19 protein-coding genes and 1 pseudogene are annotated in these 23,660 nt (G+C 46.9%); 5 read left to right on the plus strand and 15 right to left on the minus strand.

All coding sequences use genetic code 11. From position 1 onward, the window contains the following. Positions 1–27 precede the first annotated feature (27 nt). From BUQ91_RS09675 to BUQ91_RS09730, 12 genes are all read right to left on the minus strand, one after another. Complete coding sequence (locus BUQ91_RS09675; protein WP_074209105.1) at positions 28–1,053, minus strand: tetratricopeptide repeat protein; 1,026 nt, start codon at positions 1,051–1,053, stop codon at positions 28–30. A 1-nt stretch (position 1,054) separates the two neighbouring features. Continuing rightward, positions 1,055–1,702 carry an energy transducer TonB gene (locus BUQ91_RS09680; RefSeq protein WP_074209106.1) on the minus strand — a complete coding sequence of 216 codons (648 nt, stop codon included), beginning with the start codon at positions 1,700–1,702 and terminating at the stop codon, positions 1,055–1,057. A 185-nt stretch (positions 1,703–1,887) separates the two neighbouring features. Beyond that, a complete protein-coding gene (locus BUQ91_RS09685) occupies positions 1,888–2,292 on the minus strand; it encodes an ExbD/TolR family protein (protein ID WP_072827815.1) in 405 nt (134 codons plus the stop codon). Positions 2,293–2,302: 10 nt separating this feature from the next. Beyond that, a complete protein-coding gene (locus BUQ91_RS09690; RefSeq protein ID WP_254794348.1) occupies positions 2,303–3,067 on the minus strand; it encodes a MotA/TolQ/ExbB proton channel family protein in 765 nt (254 codons plus the stop codon). After that, a complete protein-coding gene (locus BUQ91_RS09695) occupies positions 3,060–4,685 on the minus strand; it encodes a MotA/TolQ/ExbB proton channel family protein (protein ID WP_072827814.1) in 1,626 nt (541 codons plus the stop codon). The genes BUQ91_RS09690 and BUQ91_RS09695 overlap by 8 nt, the downstream gene beginning before the upstream one ends. Next, entirely contained in the window at positions 4,682–5,512 is an 831-nt protein-coding gene (locus BUQ91_RS09700; protein WP_072827813.1) for a DUF3450 family protein, read from the minus strand. The genes BUQ91_RS09695 and BUQ91_RS09700 overlap by 4 nt, the downstream gene beginning before the upstream one ends. A gap of 79 nt (positions 5,513–5,591) precedes the next feature. Continuing rightward, the gene (locus BUQ91_RS09705; RefSeq protein WP_074209107.1) at positions 5,592–7,427 is read right to left on the minus strand and encodes a DUF4249 family protein; all 1,836 of its coding nucleotides are present in this window, start codon (positions 7,425–7,427) and stop codon (positions 5,592–5,594) included. A gap of 43 nt (positions 7,428–7,470) precedes the next feature. After that, positions 7,471–9,951: a TonB-dependent receptor plug domain-containing protein gene (locus BUQ91_RS09710; RefSeq protein ID WP_074209108.1), complete on the minus strand. Its 2,481-nt coding sequence runs from the start codon at positions 9,949–9,951 to the stop codon at positions 7,471–7,473. Between the two features lie 144 nt (positions 9,952–10,095). Beyond that, on the minus strand, positions 10,096–12,369 hold the full coding sequence (locus tag BUQ91_RS09715) for a caspase family protein (protein ID WP_175566625.1): 2,274 nt from the start codon (positions 12,367–12,369) through the stop codon (positions 10,096–10,098). 5 nt (positions 12,370–12,374) lie between these two features. Next, positions 12,375–13,193: a hypothetical protein gene (locus BUQ91_RS09720; RefSeq protein ID WP_139299730.1), complete on the minus strand. Its 819-nt coding sequence runs from the start codon at positions 13,191–13,193 to the stop codon at positions 12,375–12,377. Then, positions 13,190–13,693 (minus strand): RNA polymerase sigma factor, encoded by a 504-nt coding sequence (locus tag BUQ91_RS09725; protein ID WP_074209111.1) that lies wholly within the window; start codon positions 13,691–13,693, stop codon positions 13,190–13,192. The genes BUQ91_RS09720 and BUQ91_RS09725 overlap by 4 nt, the downstream gene beginning before the upstream one ends. Before the next feature lie 109 nt (positions 13,694–13,802). Next, positions 13,803–14,513, minus strand: a complete 711-nt coding sequence (locus tag BUQ91_RS09730; protein ID WP_074209112.1) for a nitroreductase family protein — start codon at positions 14,511–14,513, stop codon at positions 13,803–13,805. Between the two features lie 117 nt (positions 14,514–14,630). Here BUQ91_RS09730 and pepT point away from each other — a divergent pair, with 117 nt between their 5' ends. The 3 genes from pepT (at position 14,631) to BUQ91_RS09745 (ending at position 18,356) form a co-directional block, all read left to right on the plus strand. After that, the gene (gene pepT, locus BUQ91_RS09735) at positions 14,631–15,878 is read left to right on the plus strand and encodes a peptidase T (RefSeq protein ID WP_074209113.1); all 1,248 of its coding nucleotides are present in this window, start codon (positions 14,631–14,633) and stop codon (positions 15,876–15,878) included. A gap of 102 nt (positions 15,879–15,980) precedes the next feature. Beyond that, the gene (locus BUQ91_RS09740) at positions 15,981–17,534 is read left to right on the plus strand and encodes an SLC13 family permease (RefSeq protein ID WP_074209114.1); all 1,554 of its coding nucleotides are present in this window, start codon (positions 15,981–15,983) and stop codon (positions 17,532–17,534) included. A gap of 66 nt (positions 17,535–17,600) precedes the next feature. After that, on the plus strand, positions 17,601–18,356 hold the full coding sequence (locus tag BUQ91_RS09745; protein ID WP_074209115.1) for a fibrobacter succinogenes major paralogous domain-containing protein: 756 nt from the start codon (positions 17,601–17,603) through the stop codon (positions 18,354–18,356). 214 nt (positions 18,357–18,570) lie between these two features. Here the strand turns inward: BUQ91_RS09745 and BUQ91_RS16050 are convergent, their stop codons facing one another. Together BUQ91_RS16050 and BUQ91_RS16055 are read right to left on the minus strand one after the other, a co-directional pair. Beyond that, complete coding sequence (locus tag BUQ91_RS16050; RefSeq protein WP_371590751.1) at positions 18,571–19,575, minus strand: TolB family protein; 1,005 nt, start codon at positions 19,573–19,575, stop codon at positions 18,571–18,573. Positions 19,576–19,806: 231 nt separating this feature from the next. Continuing rightward, a pseudogene (locus BUQ91_RS16055) lies at positions 19,807–20,577 on the minus strand (Gfo/Idh/MocA family protein); the annotation flags it as partial. Between the two features lie 166 nt (positions 20,578–20,743). Here BUQ91_RS16055 and BUQ91_RS15875 point away from each other — a divergent pair. Together BUQ91_RS15875 and BUQ91_RS09760 are read left to right on the plus strand one after the other, a co-directional pair. After that, on the plus strand, positions 20,744–22,066 hold the full coding sequence (locus BUQ91_RS15875) for an AgmX/PglI C-terminal domain-containing protein (protein ID WP_254842313.1): 1,323 nt from the start codon (positions 20,744–20,746) through the stop codon (positions 22,064–22,066). A 22-nt stretch (positions 22,067–22,088) separates the two neighbouring features. After that, complete coding sequence (locus BUQ91_RS09760; RefSeq protein WP_074209117.1) at positions 22,089–23,018, plus strand: ketopantoate reductase family protein; 930 nt, start codon at positions 22,089–22,091, stop codon at positions 23,016–23,018. A 153-nt stretch (positions 23,019–23,171) separates the two neighbouring features. Here the strand turns inward: BUQ91_RS09760 and BUQ91_RS09765 are convergent, their stop codons facing one another. After that, the gene (locus tag BUQ91_RS09765; protein WP_074209118.1) at positions 23,172–23,549 is read right to left on the minus strand and encodes a (deoxy)nucleoside triphosphate pyrophosphohydrolase; all 378 of its coding nucleotides are present in this window, start codon (positions 23,547–23,549) and stop codon (positions 23,172–23,174) included. Positions 23,550–23,660: the final 111 nt, after the last annotated feature.

Below are 23,660 nucleotides of genomic sequence, written 5' to 3' on the forward strand. Positions count from 1 at the left end.
GTTCTGCGGGGGGTTATTTTCCTCATTTCACTTCTCGGATTGCAATTCCAGCAAATCGGCTTGCAAGGAACCATCGTTCGGGTAATATTTAAGCGCGACATTCAGCAGGCGCACAGCCTCATCGTCGCGTTTTTGCGCGTGGGCATCGTAGGCCATATTCTTGAAGCCAAAGACTGCTTCGGAGTTTCCGTTCTTGGCGGCAAGTTCGTAAGCTGATTCCGCACGATCATAGAACTTGGCATCGTACGCGAGATTGCCCATAAAGATTGCAGCATCAGAAAAATCGGGTTTGATTTGCAGAATGTTATTCAAGATTTCCATTGCAATGTAGGGCTTTTTGTCTTCGGCGAGGACATCGGCAAGTTTATACATAATCTGCACATCATCGTTTTTGATGCTGAGCGCTTCGCGGTAGGCATTTGCACTTTCGTCATAATTTTTGTTCAAACGATGAACATCACCAAGATAAACCAAGAAATCCGTTTCTTCGGGATGGAGCGTGTAGCCTTCGCGGATTACGGTGACGGCTCGGTCAAAATCGTTCAAAGCTATGTTTGCCTCGGAGAGCTGATAAACTATGCTAATGTCATTTTTGTCGAGACCGTAAGCATTTTCGATGGCACGGAGGGCACCAACTTTGTCGCCAGTTTTGGAATAGGCTTCGCCTAGATAGAGCCAGCCAGAAATGTTGTTCGGGTCAAGTTTTAACGCCCTGTGATAAACGGCAATACATTCGGGATATTGTCTGAGGCGGAAATAGACGCTCGCCATGTTGAAAAGCGCAGGAGCAAAATTGCCTTCAGAAAAGTCTACGGCCTTGCGGTAAGCAGCAGCTGCTTCCGGAAATTTTCCCATTTGATAATAGCTGTTTGCGACATTGAAACTCACGGCAACGGGATCGGCGCCGCGGTCTTGTGCTTTATGGTACAGCATAATAGCTTGCTTGAACTTTCCATCACGATAAAGGGCGTTTGCGCGTTCCATCAAGTCAAAGGAAGACTGGGCCGCAAACGACGACATTACAAAAAGCAAAACAAGAAAAAATGGTTTCATACTAGTCTCTAAATTTCACTTCGAAGGGTTGTTCCATTCCGCAGAAGGCAACTGCCTTGCCGTCTTTTTCGGCAGGTGCAAAAGTCATACGAGCGATAGCATCCTTCCCCGCTTGCGCAAGTCCCGAGCCTACCGGAGATTCTTCAATCACCTTGATATCGTAAGCGCGGCCGCCAACGTCAACACAAAAGCTCAAGCGCAGCATCGCATCGATTTCACGGTCACGAATTTGCGGCGGCACCTGGAAATTTGCAATAGAGCGGCTTTCCGGTTTTTTATCGACATCACCCTTTCCGGTAGACATGGCGCCGCCACGGAAATCAGCTACAAGTTCTTCGCTAATTGCGGCTCCTGTCGTTCCCGAAACAGCACCGAGATTCATCGCAAAACGTGGGCCCGCCTTGGGGGAGCGCGAGTTCGATTTTTGACGGTTCGGTTTGCGCGCGGTATGCTTTTTCTCGACTTTCTTTTCGACTTCTTCGATTTTTTTCACGGAGACTTCGGTCTTGACAAATTTTCTTTCATGGAATACTTTGCCGTTCAAGAACAAGTTCGCCATCGTCACAGAAAATACGAGAACCAGACTCGCGAGAATCGCTGCGAGAAGGATTGTAAAACGCTTTAAAAACTTTTTTATAAACTTTTGCATAATTAAAAACTTCACTGGATTCTTCGACTACACTTCGTTTCGCTCAGGATGACAAGATGCAATTTCAAGATTTTTACTGGATTGCTTCGCTACGCTCGCAATGACGTATTTTTGAACCCTATGGTCCTCAGGACGATTTTCCGCGAATGGCGCCCCCGGAACGGAGTCCGGGGTGACACAAACCGTCACTCGGCTTGGGCGGCGATGGAGACTTTCTTGACTCCGGCCAAATTGCACATATCAATGACCTGAACGAGCACGCCGGTTTCGGCTTCTTTATCCGCAATTACAACGGCTTCACGATCGGGCGCTTTCGCAAGCGACTGCTTCAAGATATCTTGCAGGCTCGCCAAATCCACCTGGCGTTCATTCATGTGGATTGTTCCTTCGCGCGTGATGGCAATGAGCAAGTTTTCTTTTTCAAGTTGGCTTGCAGATTGCGCCTGCGGTTTTGTCACATCCACGCCCGTTTCGCGAGTGAATGACGACGTCACCACAAAAAAGATGAGGAGGATGAACACTATGTCCATGAGCGGGCCCATTTCGATGCCCACGTCTTTCTGTTTTCTTCTCGGTAAATTAAAGTCCATAATAAACCTCTTAGATTGCTTCGCCGCTTCGCGGCTCGCAATGACGTAAAATGCAAGAGTCGTCTGCATAAGTTTCATTAATGCGAGAGTCATCAGCACGGGTTGCAAAATAGTTGTCAATCACAGTTGCGCCAAGTTCCATTTCCTGTTTCAAGATTTCAATGCGTTCGTCCAAACGTTGTTTCAAGAGCGTCAGCGGGAACGCAATTAAAAGTCCACTCTGCGTCGAAATCAGCGCTTCCGAAATTCCATCCGCCATCAGCACGGGATTCTGGTTACCGTATAGCGTGATCACTTCGAAAGTAGAAACCATCCCCGTGACTGTTCCAAGCAAGCCCAAGAGCGGAGCGGCAGCCGCCATCACAGAAACAATGTGATTTCCCTGTTCCATGTAACGCACGCTTTTCATCATACGCACTTGCATATAGTCGCGGAACTCATCATAATTTTTCCGAGCGACTTCAATTGCGTACGAAAGTTCTCGCGAGAGGAATCCACCACGTTTGCGAAGTTTTGTCAAAGTCACCTGAACACGCTGTTCATCAGTGCTAGACTCTGTTCCGTCACCAGCTTTTTCGCCAGTCAAGCTGCGTTGCATGCGCCTTACGACTTTATGAATATCATTCTTGAAAAAGTCGCTACCAATGCGCAGCCAGCTCGCAAACAGGAAGTAGAACCCGACAACACCCGCCAAGAGAATGGGGAGCATCACCACCCCACCCGCCTCATACGTATTCCGCAGGGATTCTATGAATATGTAATGAAAATCAGTCAACTTTTTCCTTCCCGAAGACTTTATTCATAAGCGAGGTGCTTTGTACATAGAGTTCGCTGGTAATCTTTTCAATTTTTTCGCTCAACAGGCCATGCAAAATCATCACGGGGATAGCGATGATTAAGCCGGTTTCAGTCGTGACAAGCGCTTCGGAAATGCCACCAGCGAGCACACGAGCATCATTTGTTCCAACTTCGGTAATCACGGTAAAGAGCGTGATGATACCAGTCACCGTACCCAACAGGCCCAAAAGCGGAGCGATAGTTCCCATCGCAGCCAAAAGGCCCATGCGACGTTCGAGTTTCGGCTGTTCACGGAGCAAAGCTTCTTGCAAGGCGCGTTCCGCATTTTCGCGTGTATCGTTCACCTTGTTGAGCACGGCAAACAGCACCATTGCAAGGCTCGTCTCTTTTTTAAGGCAAAGGTTTGCAGCTTCATTGTACTTTTTCTCAGCAACAAGTTCATTCATCGTCTTGGTAAAGCGACGACCGAGATGACCGCGATAAGAAAGCATCACGAAACGTTCAAGGAACAGGAGGAGCGCAATAATCGCCACAAGCATCAGCGGATACATCACGATACCGCCCTTCTTGAAGAACGCATGGAACTGTTCCGTCCAGGTGAGTTCCTTAACATCAGAAATAGAATTCTTGATAGCCTTATTTTGCAGCACATCCAGAGGAATTGCGATAGTCGCAGACTGATTGCCCGTTGCAGAACTCGTCACTGTTTCTGCCTGTTTCACAGCAGCCTTGATGTTCGTCGCCATTTCAGTCGGCAAACCTGCATTCCATTCAAAAATTTTTCCTTGCAATGCACCAGAACGCATCAGTGCCTGCACATCGCCATTGTCGTTTGCAACTTCACCGAGGAACACAGTTCCCAAGCGCATGCGAGTCACATTCACATCCGGGCGAGAGCCCACCTGCGAAACTTCATTGCCATAGAATTGCGTATAAGTGACTTCGTGACGTTTCAGCAAATCATCCATAAAGCCTTGTACCGCAGCAATCGTATTCGGCACCTTCTTTTCGGCTTCAATGTTCGCCTGCTTCAAGCGCAACAAGCGAGCGTTCATTCCGACCGGATAATCGCCAGCGACATCGCCAAGCGTCTTTTCAATCGAAAGTTTCACCTGCGTATTGAGGGCATCAAAGGCGATTTCTTCACTCTTAGATTTTTCTTCGGCTTCTTCGGTGATGTTCTTGCTCGACATCGCTTCTTCGGTGATGCGGCCAAGATCTGTCGAAAGTTTCGAATAGCGACCGTCAAGCTCACGCGTTTTGTTCTGGTGTTCTTCCGTCATTTGCGATTCCGCATAGCGATTGCTCCAATGCTTGGCATCGAGCTTTTCGAGGGAATCTGCTTTTTGCATACGGATGCGAGTGAGCGTTTCGACTTCGCGCTGCAAGTTGCGCACTTCGACTTGCAACAAAGAATCCTTGATGCGAGCTTCGTCTTCGGCGCTTTTCTTACCGTCATTAGACCACGGCCAAGCAAAGGCGGAGGAGGCGAGCAATAAGACAAATGCAAAAATGATTTGACGCATAGATTGCTTCGCCGTTTCGCGGCTCGCAATGACGTTTTTTTCTTCGCTCAGAATGACGCTTGTTTTCATTTTGCACCTCCCACAACAGACAAACTTACCGGCAAGTTCACAATCTGAGGAGGCTTTTTCGCCTGTTTCACATCAATTGCAAGTTTCACCGCTGCGCGTTCCTCTAGATTCAGGTTTTCATTCCATTCGTACACAACATTACCATTTTCAATCTTGCGTTCGAGGCGACCATACTGTGCGCCGTTTTCGTCCACATAAACCATCCACTGGTTACCAATGCGGAGGATCGAAGCGTTCACGATTTCGCCATCCTTGCGAGTCAATGGGCTATTGACAATCGCAACTTCGTCACCGAACTTGATTTCTTCATTCAGCAAGGACTTGAGGCGAGAAAAAGCTTCTTCTTCGGAAGCATTGCCGCTTTCGATTTCACGAGTGAGCGACTTGGCGCGATCCAGCCTGCTTTCGCGTTCCCACGGAAGAGTCTGTGCAATTTGCGATTCCAGCTTTTTGCTGATTTTTGCAAGTTCCAGGCGCAAGGCGCGGCGCTTCGCAGCCACATTTTCACTGCGATTCTTTGCACGGGCTTGTTTGTTGCGCTCTTGCTGGAGGCTTGCGGCCACCTTACGGATTTTCGCATTCAGGCTGTCGATTTCTGCAACGCGACGATCCGAATCCGCTTTGTAGCGCTGTTCAAGCACCTTATGGCGCGAAACATCCGCACGGAGCATCGAATCTGTCGATGCGATTTTCACATTCAGCTTTTGAATCTCGGAATTCAACTTTTCCTTTTGCATCTTCAAGTCACGAATCTCGGACTCGTAATCCGCAAAAGCATTCACCGCCAAAAAGGCTGACATCAAAATAATAACAAGTTTCTTTTTCATATTCACCTATGTAACACCTAAGCTACTTAAATCTGTCACCAGAAAAATGAAAATTTAATTTTCTTAAAAACAAACCTCTTTAATATACAGCACGAGTTCCTCCTGTCGAATATGTTATAGGCTCAACACAAACCTTAGTACCTTCATGCTTGTAGCCTAAATCTTTGCAAACAGCATATTCTTCATTGCAGGGGTCTTCACACCATTTTTTGACTTCTTTTTCCCATATAGTCGATTTCAAACCGTCCACAACATAGCGGCTTACCATGGCAGGGCCACATTGCGGATACTTCTTGTAATTCCAATTGCGATCAGAGCACCAGAGCCACAAATAAGAATTACATTCATTTTTAGACAAGCTATCGTTACACATTGTCTTTAAATTCGTACAATTTGCGATATCGTTATTTTTAAAATTACTAGCCACGCAATATCGTTTTAATCCATCGGCATAAGCCATTGACTTTTTCTCAGCAGTAATGGTATCAGGCAGATACTTGCTCCACTTGTCAACATCCCAATCTTCTTCGTTTGCTTGCATCATAGCCGCTTTTACACGAGATGGATAGCAAACGTCTTCGTTTTCGACATATTCGAGGTCGCTATTGCTATAATACAAATAAGCATTTTCATTCGCCGATTCCAAGTCGCTAGAGGGGCCACGTCCAGCACAATAAACATCCAAATAAAGTCTACAACCTTTTGAATCCCAACCTTTTGAATTATCTCCATCTTCATTTTTACAATGTCGATTCGCAATGCGTTTCATACTCACCCATTTTTCAGAGTTCACTTTCATAAACACTGTTGTACGCGCCATTCCTGTAAACACGCCCATTCCATTTTCGATATTGGATTCAGGAACAACACGTGAATCCGAAACAGACTGTTTTACCTTATTCACATAATCAATATAGGACTCATCCGTTGAATAAAGATCTACAGAAAATTGGCCCACCGGAAGCATCATATTCGTCAGGTGAAGAGTATCCAAATTTTTGATACCACCAATTATATAGTTTGCGGCATACCCGAGATTCTGCTGCGTTTCCAAAGGATCGTGCATTGCAATGCCGCGGTAGCCATCTTCATCTTCAGAGGTAAAGCCTTCAAACATTTTATTGACGGTCGTGTTCGTGGCCTCACCGTTCTTGGAACCGTAATTCATTATGGATAAAACGCCACGGACAGAATGGTCATAGTCTAATGCAGCTCTTACAAATTCCATATCCATCGGGTATTCCAAGAAATCCATTTCAACTACATCGCCATCATTATACTCCACCCATTCAAAACTTCCGTCTTGCTTGGGGATATTGAAACCCTTGACCTTCACAGGGTTTGGAATTGTCGCTTTAGCCTTATACGTCGATTCTACATAATGGCCTGCACTATCCCATTCAAATGTCGCTTCAAGCGTGTATGTTTCGCCTTCGATACCTGTATAATTGGGTCCGCATGTAACATATCCAGCCGCAGGAATGCATTTCGAAACCATCAAGTAAGACGATGGATAAAAGCAATTTGGAGTGCTACCGGATGCCGTAAGTTGAATCGTCTCTTCTTCACCTTTACCAAATTCACCTCCAAAGCGACCTTTCATAGTCACCTTGGCGTTTTTGTAAAATGCAAAGTTTTCTGCCGTTGTTTCATCAAGTTCATAGACTTTCGAGAAGCAAACCTCCGGTCTTTCACCCGCGACAATGTAACCGTACGTATAAATGCCGGTATAGATATCACGTTCCTCAGGATAGTATTCCCACGGGCCATGGAAATCGCAAGCCGTAAGGATAAAAGACGAGAGAATCCAGACGAGAGACGAGAGGAATCGCCTACAAAAAACATTATAGATTGCTTCGCCACTACCGTGACTCGCAATGACGCCTACATTCTTACATTCAAAAAAAACATTCATAACAAACCTTCTTGACTATTAACTACAAACTATTAACCAGCAACTAAAAGTAGTATTCATAATTCAGCATAATCGGTAAAAAGGGGAACTGAGTAATTTCTGTTTTCTTCGGAGGAGTCTTTTTCGTATCGTAATAGGTAAAGAACATGTTTTCGTGATTTGTCAAGTTGATAATCGTCCAACTAAAGTTCCACTTGCCTTCGCGACCAATATCAATCGCCTTCAAGTCCACGCGGAAGTAGTCTGTTTGGCGGCCCGCATTGCGGCTTCCCGGAAGCACGACAATTTCATCTGAATATCTTTGGTGCCCCAAATCCTGGGAAACATAATATCCTTTGTATTCACTGATCGGCATACCCGACGAATACTTTAGCGCCAGCGACGAGCGGAAATAACGACCTTTTTTCTTGTGTTTCCAAAGGGCATCTTCACCGCCCTTCCAATTAATCCCCAAATCCAACTTTAATGCATACGGCTGATGCCAACTCGGGAAATAAGCCTTGGTCCCATCATTTGTTCGTGCAACGCTAAGACTTTGGCTCCAGTTGATTCCGCCAAACCACCAACCTTTATCTTTACGGAGCGATAGCTCGTAACCAAGGGAATAGCCTTCTGCCGTACCAAAGCCATCCGCAATCACAAAATCATCCGATGAAGTTTCTTCATTACTGTCAAGAACAGCCTTAAACGTATTCAAATCGTTTTGCGTCTTGTAATAAACGCCTGCCGTAAAATCGTAGCCTTCAAAGAGGTCGCGTTGGCTATATTCCGCAGCAAACAACCATGACGATGACGGTTTCGTCCGTTTGCCCTTGGATGTTGTCGTTGCCGGGTAATAAAATTCGTTCAATGTTTCTTGGTCCGTATAAACAATGGAATTCAAGTATTGCAAGTAATAACCGCCATACAGTTCCAGCGACTTTGTATCATCGAGATTGATGTTCAACGATGCGCGCGGTTCCACACCAAAATGTTTCGCAGCCGTTTGATAATTGAAACGCAAACCATATTGCAACAAGTAATCGGGATTTATTTTCCATGCATCTTGCACATAAGCGACATGATGGAAAGTTTTTTGAATGTCCTTAATTGTCATCGAAGCCATCGCTTCTTGATAGCGTTCATAATCATATTCTAGTTCGTAGCCCATCGTAACTGTATGATTGTCGATACCACGATAATTCAACCACTGCTTACCGGCAAATGTATAGAGGAACATTTCAATGGACATGAGGTCGCCCACCTTCATCGTCTGGTAGAATTTACTGTAAGCGAGTGTCGCATTGTAATCCAGGTCGCCATTAATCCGGTGATAGATTCCAAGCGGTATCGCAACATTACCCCAGTCCATGTAAAGCGGGTCAAATTCCAAGCGGTCCTTGCCAATGTAATAGCTGAACTTGAGTCGGGTATCTTTAGAAAAGTCGTACATAAATGTACCCTGCAAGTCCGTAAATTCATAATCGAGATCAAGGTCCAAAAGCCCAATGGCATTGCACAAATCAAGAATGTAGCCGATGTAAGTCGTACGCCCCGCAAGAACCCAACGAGCCGGGCCCTTATGACCTTCAGTATGGAGCTGTGCCGCAAACGTACTGATTTTAATGCTCGACTTGCTGAACCATTCTTCCACAGAATCCTGACCGCCGGCACGGCCATCCATCTTGAGCACGGAACTCAGGCGGTTACCGTACTGCGCCGGGAAACCACTCTTGTAGAACTGCACATCGTCAATACCTTCGACAAGGAACGTGCTGAAAAGTCCAAAGAAATGCACCGGAGAATAGACAACCGCATTGTCGAACAAGAACAAGTTCTGGTCGGCAGCACCACCGCGCACGTAAATCTTGGAGCTAAAATCGGAACTTGCGACAACGCCCGGGAGCGCCTGGATACTCTTAATCACGTCTGCTTCGGCAAGGCCCGGCATGCGCTTGATGGACTTTGCGCTCACCACGGATTCACCCGGTTTACGCTTAGGACGGCGACGCAACTGCACCACGACTTTTTTGAGTTCGGTAATTTTTGAATTTGCGCCACCTGCAGCCAGGAGCGCATCGACGTCGACACTTTTCGCGCTATCCTGTGCAGATTCTACATCGGGGCGTTGCGGGGTGTCCCCGCTAGAAGGGGTAGCGGGAGCCGCCTGCGCGGCGGACGCGAGGGGAGAGCCCTCCCCACCATTGTTTTCACTTGAGACAACGCTTTCTGGACCAAGCGTCATGCTGAACGTGCTGTCGTTTCCAAGATAAATCAACTCATAGCATTTTTCTTTTTCAGCCCCCGCTGTATCGGAATTCGTGACGCACACGTTCCAAAGCGTATCTTCCGGGAGCACCACGCTAAAAGGCGTCCCTACAGTCGTCTGCAGCGCTTCACCGGTTTCAAGAATTTCGACATTCAGCTTTTCGTGAGCTCCAAAAGACACATCTTGGACAATTCCATTAAAGACAATGCTATCGCGAGCCGCCGCAAAAGACGCCACGATTAGAACAAGTGCAAAAATTCTCAACATAAAATTCATTACAATTTCAATTCCTTTCCCCAATGGAACACTTCAAGATGCAAAAAGTGTTACCACATAATTTTAAAATTTAAATTTTTTTGTTTATAAAAAAGGAGATCCCCGAACAGGTCGGGGATGACAACTCAGCCTCAAGATGGCTCACTAGAATCGTCCGAAGGTAAGTCCTGCGTAGAATCCCGGCCACCAGCGGCCCTTATGACTTCCGCTGCTTACATTGACATGGTAATCGCCCAGCGGCTTGAGCAACAACTTGTTTATATAGCCTTCACTCGTCAAGTTCAGCGTACCGCCCACTGAGAGGCCAAAGCCCGGAACAACCTGATAAACATAGCCTACGCGACCGCGATGGTGGTATCCAAACTTACAATCGCCTTCATCCACGCCAAATTTATCGTAAACGTTGAAGAAGGTGTATTCCAATTCCCAATGGCTACCATACTTTCCGAACTGGGTGCCAACACCCACACCGTGTTCATAGAACTTTTCGAACTCCTTAAAGATGTGGCTTTTTTTGAAGAATGCCGCCCATTCAATGTTGGTATAGAAGTAGGCAGTACCCAAATGAAGGGATCCTCCAAGTGCACCCATTTCGTTCAAGTAAGGGGTTGCGCTCCATACGCCGTTTCCGACAACGTTGATGATGCCAACCGGAGACTTTTCGCAATGCGCACAGATATTGATAATACCCCACTGGCGACCCTTTTCATTCGTGGCATAGTTGACAACGCCTACCTGCAAATGTTCGTTGACGTGAGTCGCGTTCACACCGGCAGCCACCTGAACACCAGATTTGGTCGCATAGTTAACGCCAGCAACCACCTGCGTTTTTGTTGCTTGAGCAACATTCACGCCAGCCGTCACTTGTAAATCCGTAGTTTTCGCATAGTTGACACCCGCAGAGACCTGCAAACCATTCAGCGAATCAACGGCCACGTTCACGATACCAATCTGCGCACCCGAGGACTTGTCCTTCGCAATGTTCACAACCGAGCTCACCTGCGCACCATCAAAAGACCCTGCGTAGTTTGCCACAGAAGAAAGCTGAGCGCCTTCAAAATGATCTTTTGCCACGTTCACAATCGTTGTCGCCTGCAAGCCGTGCATTTCCTTTTGAGCAATATTTGCAAACAAGCTCACCTGCGTACCCAACATGTAATCCTTCGTACGAGCGACGAACAAGCCCAACTGCAAGCCCTTACGCGGATCGCTATCCGTATTCACGAAGTTAAACGTCGTACGGAACTTACCGTTATGATCCAGGGAATCAAGCGAGCAAGCAATCGTATCGCCACCTGGACAACTTCTATTGCCGCCAATTTCGCCACGGAACACCGTCTGTTCGGCCATAACACTCTTGAAATTGCCAATGGAAAGCTTTTCGCGTTTGCCGTTCGAAAGCACAACCGTAGCTCCCATGTAATCCAGATTCTGCTGCAGGTTTACCGTGTAATTCCCTGCAGGGAGCCCAAGGCTCATGGCGTGTCCCTGTTTTTTGTTGAGTTCCGCCACGAGTTCACCAGCATTATCGCGAATGTACAGGCGTCCATATACACTTTCATCCAAATCCAGACCTGCACTTGTTGCACGCAAATCGGTCATCACCACGTCACCCGTACCGGCAAGGTTCATGTCGCGGCTTGGGTGTTGTGCGCCACCCAGCGTTGTTTCCGTTTTCTGGAGCGTTTCGTTAAATGCAAACTGGTATGCTTCCGAGAGCGTCACGCGGCCATCGCTGCTCAAGTCGCCTGCGCCACGGAGACCGCTCACAAGCGAGTGCGTAAAGAACGAACCCTTGAGTTTATCGCTTTCCTGACTAGATTCATCTTGCGTGCTGCTCGTGATGAACGCATAGCCCTTCATATCACTGCTCTGATCGACCATGAATGCAGGCACTGCCTTACCGCCTTTCACGCGGGTAATCGCACCAGAACCACATGCATCAATCACAGCAATTTTCACGTCGGCACTGAGTGCGTCAATGCGGTTGCGCAAGTCTTTCCAGGCATAGGTTTCTTCGCCCAAGCGAAGGCCCTTTTCGTCGGCATGGCCGCTGTAATAAACGAGCACTTCATTGCGGCCACTCACGCTCTTGTCCTGCAAAATCTTTGCATCCAACTTAGAAAGTTCCTTCTGCAAAGCATTGACAGACGGTTCCTTCACCAAGATTACATTCTGCGGCAACACGCCACCCATTTCCTTGAGCACTTTGGCAAAGGAACGGGCATCGCTTTCCGCATAGCGCAACATTGGACGGCCAGCCCCGCCGTTATTGGCACTGACGGCAACCACATAGCGATTGATACGGCCCTCTGTCGTAGCATTTGCGGCATTCGCATTAGATGCAAAAACCAACAAAATGAGCATAAACGCAAAAGACAAACCAGACAAAACACCAAAAGCCTTATTCGAAATCATAAACATTATTTACCCACCTTTTTGAGAGTAAAACCAATCACCTTCACGTCGCTTCTTTTGAGCAACTTATCGACATCATTTTCTTCGACAGCAAATTCCTTGGAAGACGTCACAAAGAAGAACTTTTCAAAGTAAGGAGCGTTGTCCAATTTGTACGCAAACGGGAGCGAATTCATTTTGCCCGGAGCAAGTTCAACAGCCTTTTCTCCATCGCCCATGTGGAGAGTCAATGCGCCATTGCCGTCCATGCTAAAAAGGAGACCAAAGCATTTTTCAGGCACGGCATAGCGCAATTGAATTTCATCACCTTCGCCGACAGAATCAAGATCGTTCAGTTGGACAATCCCGGCAAGCGTCTTCTTCCAGACTTCCATGCGGGCGTCCAACCCCTTGATTCGCGTATCGGACTGAGTTTCGGCAAACGCGACCTGCGTGTTTTGCGGGCCACCGACAGCAGCAACATCGTTATCCACGCGTTCGTTCATCACGGAAGTTTCACGCTGGGCAAAGAACGCCACCAAAGCGACCGCAAATACGAACACAGCTGCAGCCGCAAATTTCACAAGCGTAAAGCGCGGTGCAGTTTCCGTAACCGTTCCAAGATTCGCGCGACCTTCCCCGGCTACATCCGTCGCATCCGCGATTCTTTCGGCAAGTTTTTCAAACGGCAACTTGTTCAAAATCGCCTTATTGTCTTCGCGAAGCATCTTTACGCGATTTGCAAATACGGCATCATTCGCTTCGAGTTCGCGAAGCTTATTCATTTCTTCTTCCGGCAAATCGCCAGTCAGGAATCGTTCTAATTTCCAATCGGGAATCATCACTGAACCTCCAGAGTTTTAACTTTGGCCTGTAACCCGCGCAAACGCTTGCGCACACCGCTTACCGAGAGTCCGACTTCACGGGCAGTCTCTTCGAGAGTCATACCATCGACAAAATGAAGAACTGCCATGGTTCGGCTAGATTCGGGTTCCTTCGAAAAGAGCTTCGCCAGCACATTTTTCGTTTCGTAATCGTCATGCTCGTCTTCGGCACAAGCGATGCTCAAAAGCAGGCTAGAAGAATCCACATCCAATCCACGACGACGCTTATCGCGAATGCGGTTGAGGCAAAGTCTCGTTGCCGTATTCCACAAAAGGCTACTGGGCGATTCCATGTCCAGGCGTTCTACCGCAGAATAAATCCGCAAAAAAACGTCTTGCATGAGGTCGCTAGCCTCAGCGTCATCGCGAAGGAGTTGCAGGCAACGCCTATAGACCATAGGCGCGTACTTCTCGTAAATCTTTGCAAATCCTGCTTTTTTTAAGGTTTCTAGGCTTTTCACGTTTATGTAACACCGGAGGTATTCAAAAGTGTTACCATAAAATTTAAAAAAATTGAATTATTCTCTATCGACTAGAAGGCGATCCCGGCACAAGGCCGGGATAACAGCGCTAAATCGAATCAGAACTGCGCAAAGTTTGCATGGAACGGCGGAAAATTTCCTTCCCGGCCCCAAGTTCAAAGAAATACTTGAAAATTCCCAAATCGACCTTGGAAAAGTAAGCCAGACGGTGCTTTGCAAAAACACGCCCGCTTTCATCTATAGTAAACTTAGCCTTAAACTGGTTCAAAGCCGAAGGCGCAAGCATAACGTAGTCAATTCCCTTCTTGAACCAATCCGGAGCCTTATCGTAATCCGGCGCAATACGCGTCACAGGCTTCATCGGGTGTTGTACCCCTTGCGTTTCACCGTAGCCAATCGCAATCACAAGTTCCAGCTTTTCGCCATCGTCAATTTCAATGGTAGGCGTTTTCTTGAATGTAAGGCCCACAACGCAAGTATTCAGGCCCAAAGTTTGCGCCAAAAGCACGAGTTCCGCCGCCGCGTAGCCCGCACGTTCATCAAGCGTAGCCTCGCAACCAGCCGTCGATTTTTGCCCAGCCACGGCGATATAATTCTTTACATTCCTAAAAGACCCATAATGAGCCAAGCGGCCACTAAAAGCCACATCATCATTCACAATAAGTTGCATGTGGAGCGCAAAAGTTTCATTCAACCTTCTAATATGCGCTTGTAGTTCCTCCACTTGCTCCTTTGTAAGCGGATCAGGGCGATACCGACGTACAGAATGTCGTGCAAAAACAGCTTCGTCCAAAGTCATTTTTTCTCCTTTATATAACACCCGATGTGTCCGCTATCACCAAAAAAAAGATAAATTATATATGAACAAAGTGAATCAATTATTTTGTCATTTTTAATTTTTGGGGGATAGGATCATATGAAAGTTCAAGATCGTTTTCTCAAGTACGTTAGCTTTACTACCACCTCAGACGAATCAAGCGAAAGTTGTCCGAGCACCAAACAGCAACTGGAACTTGCCAAATTTCTAGCCGATGAGCTAGAAAGCATCGGCCTTTCGCAAGTAAAAATGGACGAAAACGGCTACGTTTACGGGCTCCTACCAGCCACCGCAGGCCGCGAAAACGATACCCCCATCGGCTTCATCAGCCACATGGACACTTCGCCGGACTTTTCGGGAATTAACCCCAAGCCACAAATCATCGAAGACTACGATGGTGGCGACGTGCTCCTCAAGGGCTCTGGCGCAACGCTAAAAGTCGAAGATTTCCCAACGCTCAAATGGCTAAAAGGCCGTACGCTCATCACGACCGACGGCACAACGCTCCTCGGTGCAGACGATAAGGCAGGCATTGCCGAAATCGTGACTGCCATGGAAGAACTCGCCGACACCGACAGGCACGCCGAAAGCCGCGGCTACGAAAACCTTTCCGGCCATGGAGACATCTGGGTCTGCTTTACGCCTGACGAAGAAATCGGACGCGGAGCCGACCACCTGGACTTGAGCTACTTCAAGGCAAAATACGCCTACACCGTCGATGGCGGTTACGAAGGCGATATCGCCTACGAAAACTTTAACGCCGCAAGCGCTACATTCAAGATTCACGGCAAGGGAGTGCACCCCGGCGAAGCCAAGGGCATCATGAAAAATGCAAGCCTTATGGCCGCTGAAATTGCAATGTCTCTCCCCGAAAACGAGACGCCAGCCACCACCGAAGGCCGCGAAGGGTTCTATCACCTGACCGACATCCAAGGAGACGTGACCGAAGCGACTCTCAGCTACATCGTCCGCGACCACGACCAGACAAGATTCGAGGAACGTCAGGAATTCCTGCGCGAAATTGCCGAAAAGTTCAACGAAAAATTTGGCGAGGGCGTAGTTGAACTCGAAATCAAACATTCCTACAGCAACATGCTGCAAATTATCGAAAAAACGCCCGAAGTCCTTGAGCGCGCCCGCACCGCCATCGAATCCGAGGGCGTCACAGCCGTGAGCGACCCCGTCCGCGGCGGTACCGACGGCGCCAAGCTCAGCTTTATGGGCCTCCCCTGCCCGAACCTCGGCACAGGGGGGTACGGCTACCACGGCCCCTTCGAGCACGTTACCGTCGAAGGCATGCAAACGGTCGTCAAAATCATCAAGAAAATTGCCGAAACAAGAGGATAAAAAGAGCTAAATCAGCCAGCGCCCGATTCATTCCAAATTGAAATAAAAATTCCCGTAACATTGCCGTAATTTTATTATACATTTTCACCTAAGAAGGAAAAAATGTTACAGGGAATACTTGCTTTCAATTTTTTAGGTCTTTCGGGGAATGCCTGGTTTACCATCCTCGTCATCATTGCGCTTTTTGCCGCAATGATTTTTTCAAAATTGCGCACCGATCTCATCTTCGTCGCCGCCATGTCCATCTTATTTATAAGCGGAGTCCTTGATGTCAAAGGTGCTTTTGGTGGTTTCTGCGCGCCATCAGTCCTCGTCATCGGAGTCCTTTTCGCAGTCATTGCAGGCCTCAACCAGACAGGCGTTTTAAACTGGATTGTCAAGCACCTTATGGGCACTCCCAAAACACTCACGGGAGCCATCACGCGCCTCATGCTCCCCGTTGCCCTTTTGAGTTCCCTCCTCACCAACACAACCATCGTCGCCTTATTCATCAACATCGTGAAGATTTGGTCCAAAAAGCTTGGCATTTCGCCGTCCAAGCTTTTGATTCCGTTAAGTTACGCTTCGGGAATGGGCGGCATCTGCACCTTGATCGGAACCCCGCCGAACCTCATTATTTCAGGGCTCTACACCGATGCGACCGGCATCCACCTCGGGATTTTTACGACAACGATTTGCGGGCTATTCTGCCTCGCCGTTGGCATTTTGTCCATTATCGCTTTGCAAAAACTCTTACCCGAACGCAAGTCCCCGTTAAGCGGCGTTGGCGATGACGAAATGACATTGGAACTTTGTGTGCCCTCAAAGCACAACTTTATCGGCATGACTTTGCAAGAAATCTACGACAGCAATCCGCGCGGTTTCGAGAAAGACAAAAAATCAATTCTTGCCATCCGCCGATTCGATAACGAAGTGGAAGTTGCGACTCCAGACTCCATCATCATGGGCGCAGACCACATCATTGTTTCTGGAAGGCCCGATCAACTCCAATGGATTTGCAATAATCTTCATTTAAAGAACGAGCACTTGGAAGGCGTTATCGAAAACGCCACAGTTGGCAAAAAATTCGGGAAGAAAACGGCTATTTCTGCAGCCATCATGATTGCCATGGTGCTCCTTTCGGCATTCAATATTTTGCCGTTGCTCTCATCTTGTTTACTGGCGGCTGCCGCCATGATTGTTTTCCGTTGTTGTTCAAGCAACCAAGCGATGAACGCCATCAACTGGGAAATTATCATCGTTTTTGCAGGCAGCATTTGCCTCGGTAAAGCGCTTGAAACCACAGGAGTCGCCTCAAAAATTGCAAGCAGCATTTTGAGCATTAGCGGGAGTAACCCCTATATCACGCTTGCCATCATGTGCGTTGTCGCGACATTCATCACCGAATTCATCAGCAACACTGCAGCCGCAGCCTTGTTCTGCCCCATCGCATTGAGCGCAGCAAATGCCCTTGGAGTAAATCAACTCACATTCTGCATTGCATTGATGATTGCCGCAAGCAGCAGCTTTGCCACCCCAATTGGTTCCCCCACCCACATGCTCGTTTACGGGCCGGGAGGTTATCGTTTTACAGATTTTGTTAAAATCGGTCTTCCGATGAATTTTATCATCCTAGCCGCAAACATATTTATAACAACATTGATTTTTCCATTTTAATAATATAAGTTAAACTTATCAGATTCATCAAAAGCAATTATACATTTAAACATACGGAGGTCAAATATGCATATATCTTTCGTTATATTCGTTCTAATTGTTATCGTCATCGTCGCCGTTGCTGCATACGCCCTTGGGCGTAGAGTCCGCAAGGAAACCAAGCAGAACGCGCCCGAAGCTTTGAACAACACTCCTTACGAAGACTGCATCAAGGAAAACGAGACTAAGTTCAAATACGGAACATTCACGGACGCCCGCGATGGTGAAACGTACCGCACCATTCAAATCGGGAACCAAGTCTGGATGGCCGAAAATTTGCGTTTTAAGACCGATGGCAGTTTCGCTCCAAACAACGAAGAATCGAACGTCGAAAAGTTCGGTCGTTTGTACACATGGACAAAGGCTCTTGACATCCCTGATGAATACGCCGAACAATCCCCGGCAAAGGACATCGAGATGTACAACCGCATCAAGGACAAGAACTACAAAGGCATTGCGCCGGAAGGCTGGCACATTCCAAGCAACAAGGAATGGGAACAACTTCTCAGCAATCTCGAACCTAAATCCGATGGTGGTGAGTTGCGCGGCAAATTCATGTGGAAGAACAAGGGCAAGGATTCGTTCGGATTCTTCGCACTCCCCGCGGGTTACCGCTTTGACAACGGCAACTTCTGCCACTTCAGCAGACGCGCCCGTTTCTGGAGCAAGGATGAATACGGCAAGGCAAATGCATTCCGCCTGAGCATTACCAACAATTCCGTAGACATCGAAGGGGTGTACAGATCCGACGCCCTTTCTATCCGCTGCGTGAAAAATGTGTAGCAGCCTTCATCCTGAGCGTAGTGCGTAGCACAAAGTCGAAGACAACCTCGAAAGGCGAGAGTCGCATCCATACTCCTATGGATATGACCGAGCCAAAGAGGTTGGGGCTTGCCCCATCCAGTCAAGTCTCGACAAAACAATTCATTTAACGCAAAAGTCCCTCGCGAAAATTCGCGAGGGCTTTTGTTTTAACGCTTATGTAAGAGCTCCATTATTATCGGGGAGTTTGGTTGGATGGGTTATCGCCGTGAATGTAGCTTACAAAAGCGAAACGTCTGCTATCGGGAGCCCAAGAATTGACATTAATCGTTCCTTGCCCACCAAATAGTTTAAATATGGTTTGTGGAGTGCTCCAATTTTCAACAGCATTTTCACGAGCATCCTCATTTTCATGCGCCACTCGACGCATCAAGCGCAATTCCACAAATTTATTCGGAACATGTTCTCCAGGACGAACATCCGTTTCCGTGTATGCCACCATCACGACCTTTTGACGATCAGGCGAAACATGCGGGAACCACGTATTCCAATGCGAATCGAACGTCATCTGCATTTGTTCAGAACCATCCGCCTTCATGCAGAAAGCCTGCATACGCCCAGAACGCTCAGAATTAAACCAAATATATTCGCCATTGCAATTGTATTCAGGACCATCGTTCAACCCGAAAGCAGTCGTGAGGCGAGTTTCATTGCCACCCGTCGCCGGGATCGTGTAAATATCATACGAACCATTGCGTTCCGCACAGTACGCAAGCGTTTTTCCGTCCGGCGTAACGCCGTGGAGATAGCTTGGAGCAAGCGGAGTAACCAATCGCGGCAAGCGACCGTCAAAGTAAATCTTGTAAATACGCGAAAGCCCGTCTTCTTTCGTATGATGGCTAACATAAACGCCACTACCATCCGGATCAAGAACATGGTCGTTATTGCAGTTATCTACAAAATAACTTTCAATTTCGCTCACTTCGCCTGACGCTATCGTGTACTTAAAAATACGACCATTGCTGTTGTACGTGAGGAATGTTCCATCAGCGCTCCAGTTGGGCGCTTCAATCACGCAATCAAATTCCTTGAGAACCTTAGTTTCGCCAGTTTCGACATCAAAGACTTGCAAAATAGATTTGTCGCCATTACGGTTCCAAGTTTCACCCGGAGAAATTTCAAACGGGAAACTCACGCCAAACTGTTCGCGAATTTTATCCATCAGCGTCATGAATTCCATCGTCTTCGCATGGGGCATTTCTGGACGTTCCCAAACAATGGCGCGCATCAGGCCGTCGCAAAGTTCATGCCGGAACTGCGCAGGGTTTTCAATAGCGTCCTTACATGCAAGAACTTCGTATTCGTAACAATTGCAAAGACGCGGAGGTTCAACCGTTTCGACGACATTCCCCGCAACATCAAGCAGTTCCAACTTTACCATGTCATTCAAGTTTTGCACACGGATTTGGCCTGCGGTTCCATAAATAAAGCCTTCGTTATGCGTTGGCGAAACCATCGAAGTCTTGAGATAAGCGCGCTGACCATTTTCGTACGTGATGTTGACCCAATCACTCGCATCTACGCCCGTCTTGAACTTAACGCACTTGCAATCCATCGATGTCATTTCATTGCGCACGAGTTTGCCATTAGGCGTTTCGCGCGTGCCAAGAAATAAATCTGCAAACGTAAGGCTATAAATACCGATATCTAAAAGCGCACCGCCCGCCAAAGCAGGATTATGCAAACGTTCATTATGGCTAAGCTTCATCGAAAAATCAGCCTCGACCGTTTCAACATTTCCAATGCGCCCATCGCGAATCCACCCCCGAATTGTTTCCAACGCAGGCAAGAATCGTGTCCACATCGCCTCGCACAAGAAAACGCCCTTATCATGCGCAAGCGAAATTACTTCTGCAGCAAGCTTTGCATTCGCCGTAAAAGCCTTTTCGACAAGGATATTTCGGCCATGTTCAATACAAAGTTTTGCAAATTCATGATGGTGCGAATGTGGCGTCGCAATATAAATCAAATCTATTGCAGAATCCGCCGCAAGTTCCTCGTAACTGCCATACGCTTTTTCAAAACCATATTCTTTAGCAAAGGCCGTAGCCTTTTCCAAATTGCGGGAAGCCACGGCGTAACACTCCACGCCTTTCCCCTGTTTCTCCAAAGTCTTTACGGCAGCCGCCATCTTTGTAGCGATATGGCCACACCCGAGAATCGCAAACCTCAAAATTTTCATATCATTAATATAAATCGCCCTCAACAGAAACTGCCAAAAAATTTTGCACAACCTGTTTACCGCTGTAGCCGAGTTAAAATGGAGCCTTATTACATTTGTCCTGCCCGTCACCGAACAAGCATCTCCCACTCCGTCAAACACTCTAGAATTTGATATATTTCACAGCATGAAACACCTAAGATCCATATTTATTTTTCTGTTTATTACATCAATTACAATCTATGCAGGGGGAACTGCATCTCTCGTCGCAAAGAAAAGCAGTACAAAGGGATACACTTATTCCAAATCAACACGTTCAACATTCATCCAAGAATGTTCTGAGAACGCCAACCAAGATATTTGTTACTGCGTCCTAGACATAATTCAGCAACAGTATAGCGAAAAACAATATCTTAAATTTGACGCCGATTTAAGAAAGAACATCAAGCATAATGATTTCATTTCTTTCATATCATTCGCTGCAGAAATTTGCGATGCAGAATACACAGTAAACAATATTGACGAACAAGCATTGAAAGATTATCTAAACGAGAACCAATCATCAAAATTAACAGAAGAAGAAGCCAACGAATATGTAAACATATTTTTAAAAGATGTATCTAAAAAGAATTTTGTATCAAATTGTGCACCAGCAGCAAAAGATTTCTACGGAGAAAAGACTGCATCTCAAGTGTGCGGTTGTGCATATGACCATATAGTCTCAGACGTCCCTCGATTTACACAATTTATCATGAACAACGGATATCCTGACGGAACAGATACTAGCACTTGGGGAAAAGAATACATGTATGAATGCGCCCCTGAAAAATTCACCCCCGAAATGAAGAAAAATTTAATAAACCTAATGAACCAAAAAGGAGTTCCACAATCTGTAGGAACATGTTTTGTAAAAGTCATAGAAAAAGAATATTCTGTACAAGCTTTTATCACAGCAGCAAAAGACTACTTTGAAAAAGATCCCGTTTTCATGAAATATCTAAACGAAAGAATTTCAACGTGTTTAATAGAAATGGAAATAGATAGCTACAGCAACGAGCCGATTAACAATAATTTCAATAATGGTTACGCAGAAGGCGGCTCTGAGGGCATCGGAGATGGACTCGCAGGTCTCCTAGGAGGAGGCGGTGGTGGAATAGCAACAAAAGCAAAAGGTTCCATCAAGACTCCGTCAACGCGTGATGTTATCATTTCACACAACGACGGGAATCGCGGTGAAAACGATATAATGAAAGTTGTCCGCCAGCGTACTCCAGGTCTTCGCCACATCTATAACAAAAGCCTGAAGAAGAAACCAGGATTCCAGGGTAAGGTCACCTTGAAGTTCACAATTGCCCCGGGCGGCGAAATCATCAGCATATCCATAGTGTCTTCCACGACCGGTTTCAGCGAATTCGACAGAGAAATCAAGGACGCAGTCGGCCGCTGGAAATTCAACAAAATTCAATCAGGAAACACAACCGTCTCTATTCCGTTTACATTCTCTGAATAAAATTTAGCCTATATTTCATCCTATGAATCAAATCAAAAGTGTTGCAGTTGTGGGTCTCGGGGCTGTCGGTGCCGTTGTAGCAGAACAGCTTTTGAGCGTTCTTGGAAACAAGCTTTATTGCGTGATGGACGCCAAACGCAAAGCGCGATACCAAGCAAGCGGAATCATCATCAACGGGAAAAAGGCCGACTTCAATTTTGTCACGCCGGACGAAGTCCCGGTCGTTGACCTTGTGATTTTTGCGACCAAGAATTTGCAGTTCAACGAGGCTCTTGAAGAAGCAAAAAATGCAGTCGGCCCGAACACGGCTTTGCTTTCGCTTTTGAATGGCGTGCATTCCGAAACAGAAATCGAGCGTGTTTACGGTGCAGAAAAGACGTTGTACGGATTCATCGTCAATTTGCAGTCTATCAACAAGCACGGAAATATCGACTGTGCAGGCCGAGGCATCATCCTCTTTGGCGAGAAAGACAACCGCCATTCTGAACGCGTCGAAAGCATCCACCAGCTTTTTGAAGCAGCGCACATTGTACACAAGATTCCAGAAAACATCCGCCTAGAAATGTGGAAAAAGCTCCTGATGAACACCGTATTCAATTCGATTGGAGCCATTTGCCGTTCCACATTTGCGGGTTTCAATTTTCCAGTGATGCAATCGCTTGTGCGTAAAATCGGAAACGAAGTGATCCAAGTAGCAAACGCCGAAGGTTTTGCCCTCACAAACGAAGACCTTGAAGAGAACCTGCGTCTCACATGCAACTACACGCCACTCGGTAAGTGCTCCATGTTGCAAGACATCGAGGCCGGTCGCAAAACGGAGAATGCATATTTCTGCGGAACCATCAGTAAGCTCGGCAAAACGCACGGGATTCCGACGCCCTACTGCGAATTTTTAGGCGAACTTATCGAAGGGACCGAACTCGCACGAGAATTGCAAAAGAAGCTGTCATAACAAGATTTCACTGGATTGGGCTAAAGCCCCAACTCTTTGGCTCGGTTATAAAAATGAGCAAGCTCATTTTTGCAACGCTCACCTTCTGAGTTGTTTTCGCTTCGCTCAGAATGACGAAGAAGCAGGATGCATTACGCGCAAATGACGATGATACTAAAGGTATTTCACGACTTCCACGTCGGCGGGGAGCCAGTTGACCGTATTCAGGTTTTCACGGTCAAGCCATTTGGCATCTTCGTGTTCCAAAAGTTTCGGTTTGCAGCCTGTGGCGAGTGTGCAATAAAAGCAATGCATGGTCAGGTGGAATTTCGGGTAATCGTATTCCACCGTGCAAATTTTTTCGTCAACATTTACCTTAACCGCAAGCTCTTCCTGAAGCTCGCGAACGAGCGCCTGTTCCGGAGTTTCACCCGGTTCCATCTTGCCGCCCGGAAATTCCCAGCCATCTTTTTGGTCGCCATACCCGCGTTGCGTGGCAAAAATGCGCCCGCCATCTACGATAACACCTGCGACAACTTCTATCGATTTCATGGTGTAAAATGTAGAAATAACAAGATTTAACGTCAAAATTTGCCTAAAATCAAAAAAAATTACGCTTATAAGAATTTTATATAGCCAAATCTCTTGACTTTTTAAATTAAA

This window comes from Fibrobacter sp. UWB11 (assembly GCF_900143015.1).
Lineage (GTDB): Bacteria > Fibrobacterota > Fibrobacteria > Fibrobacterales > Fibrobacteraceae > Fibrobacter.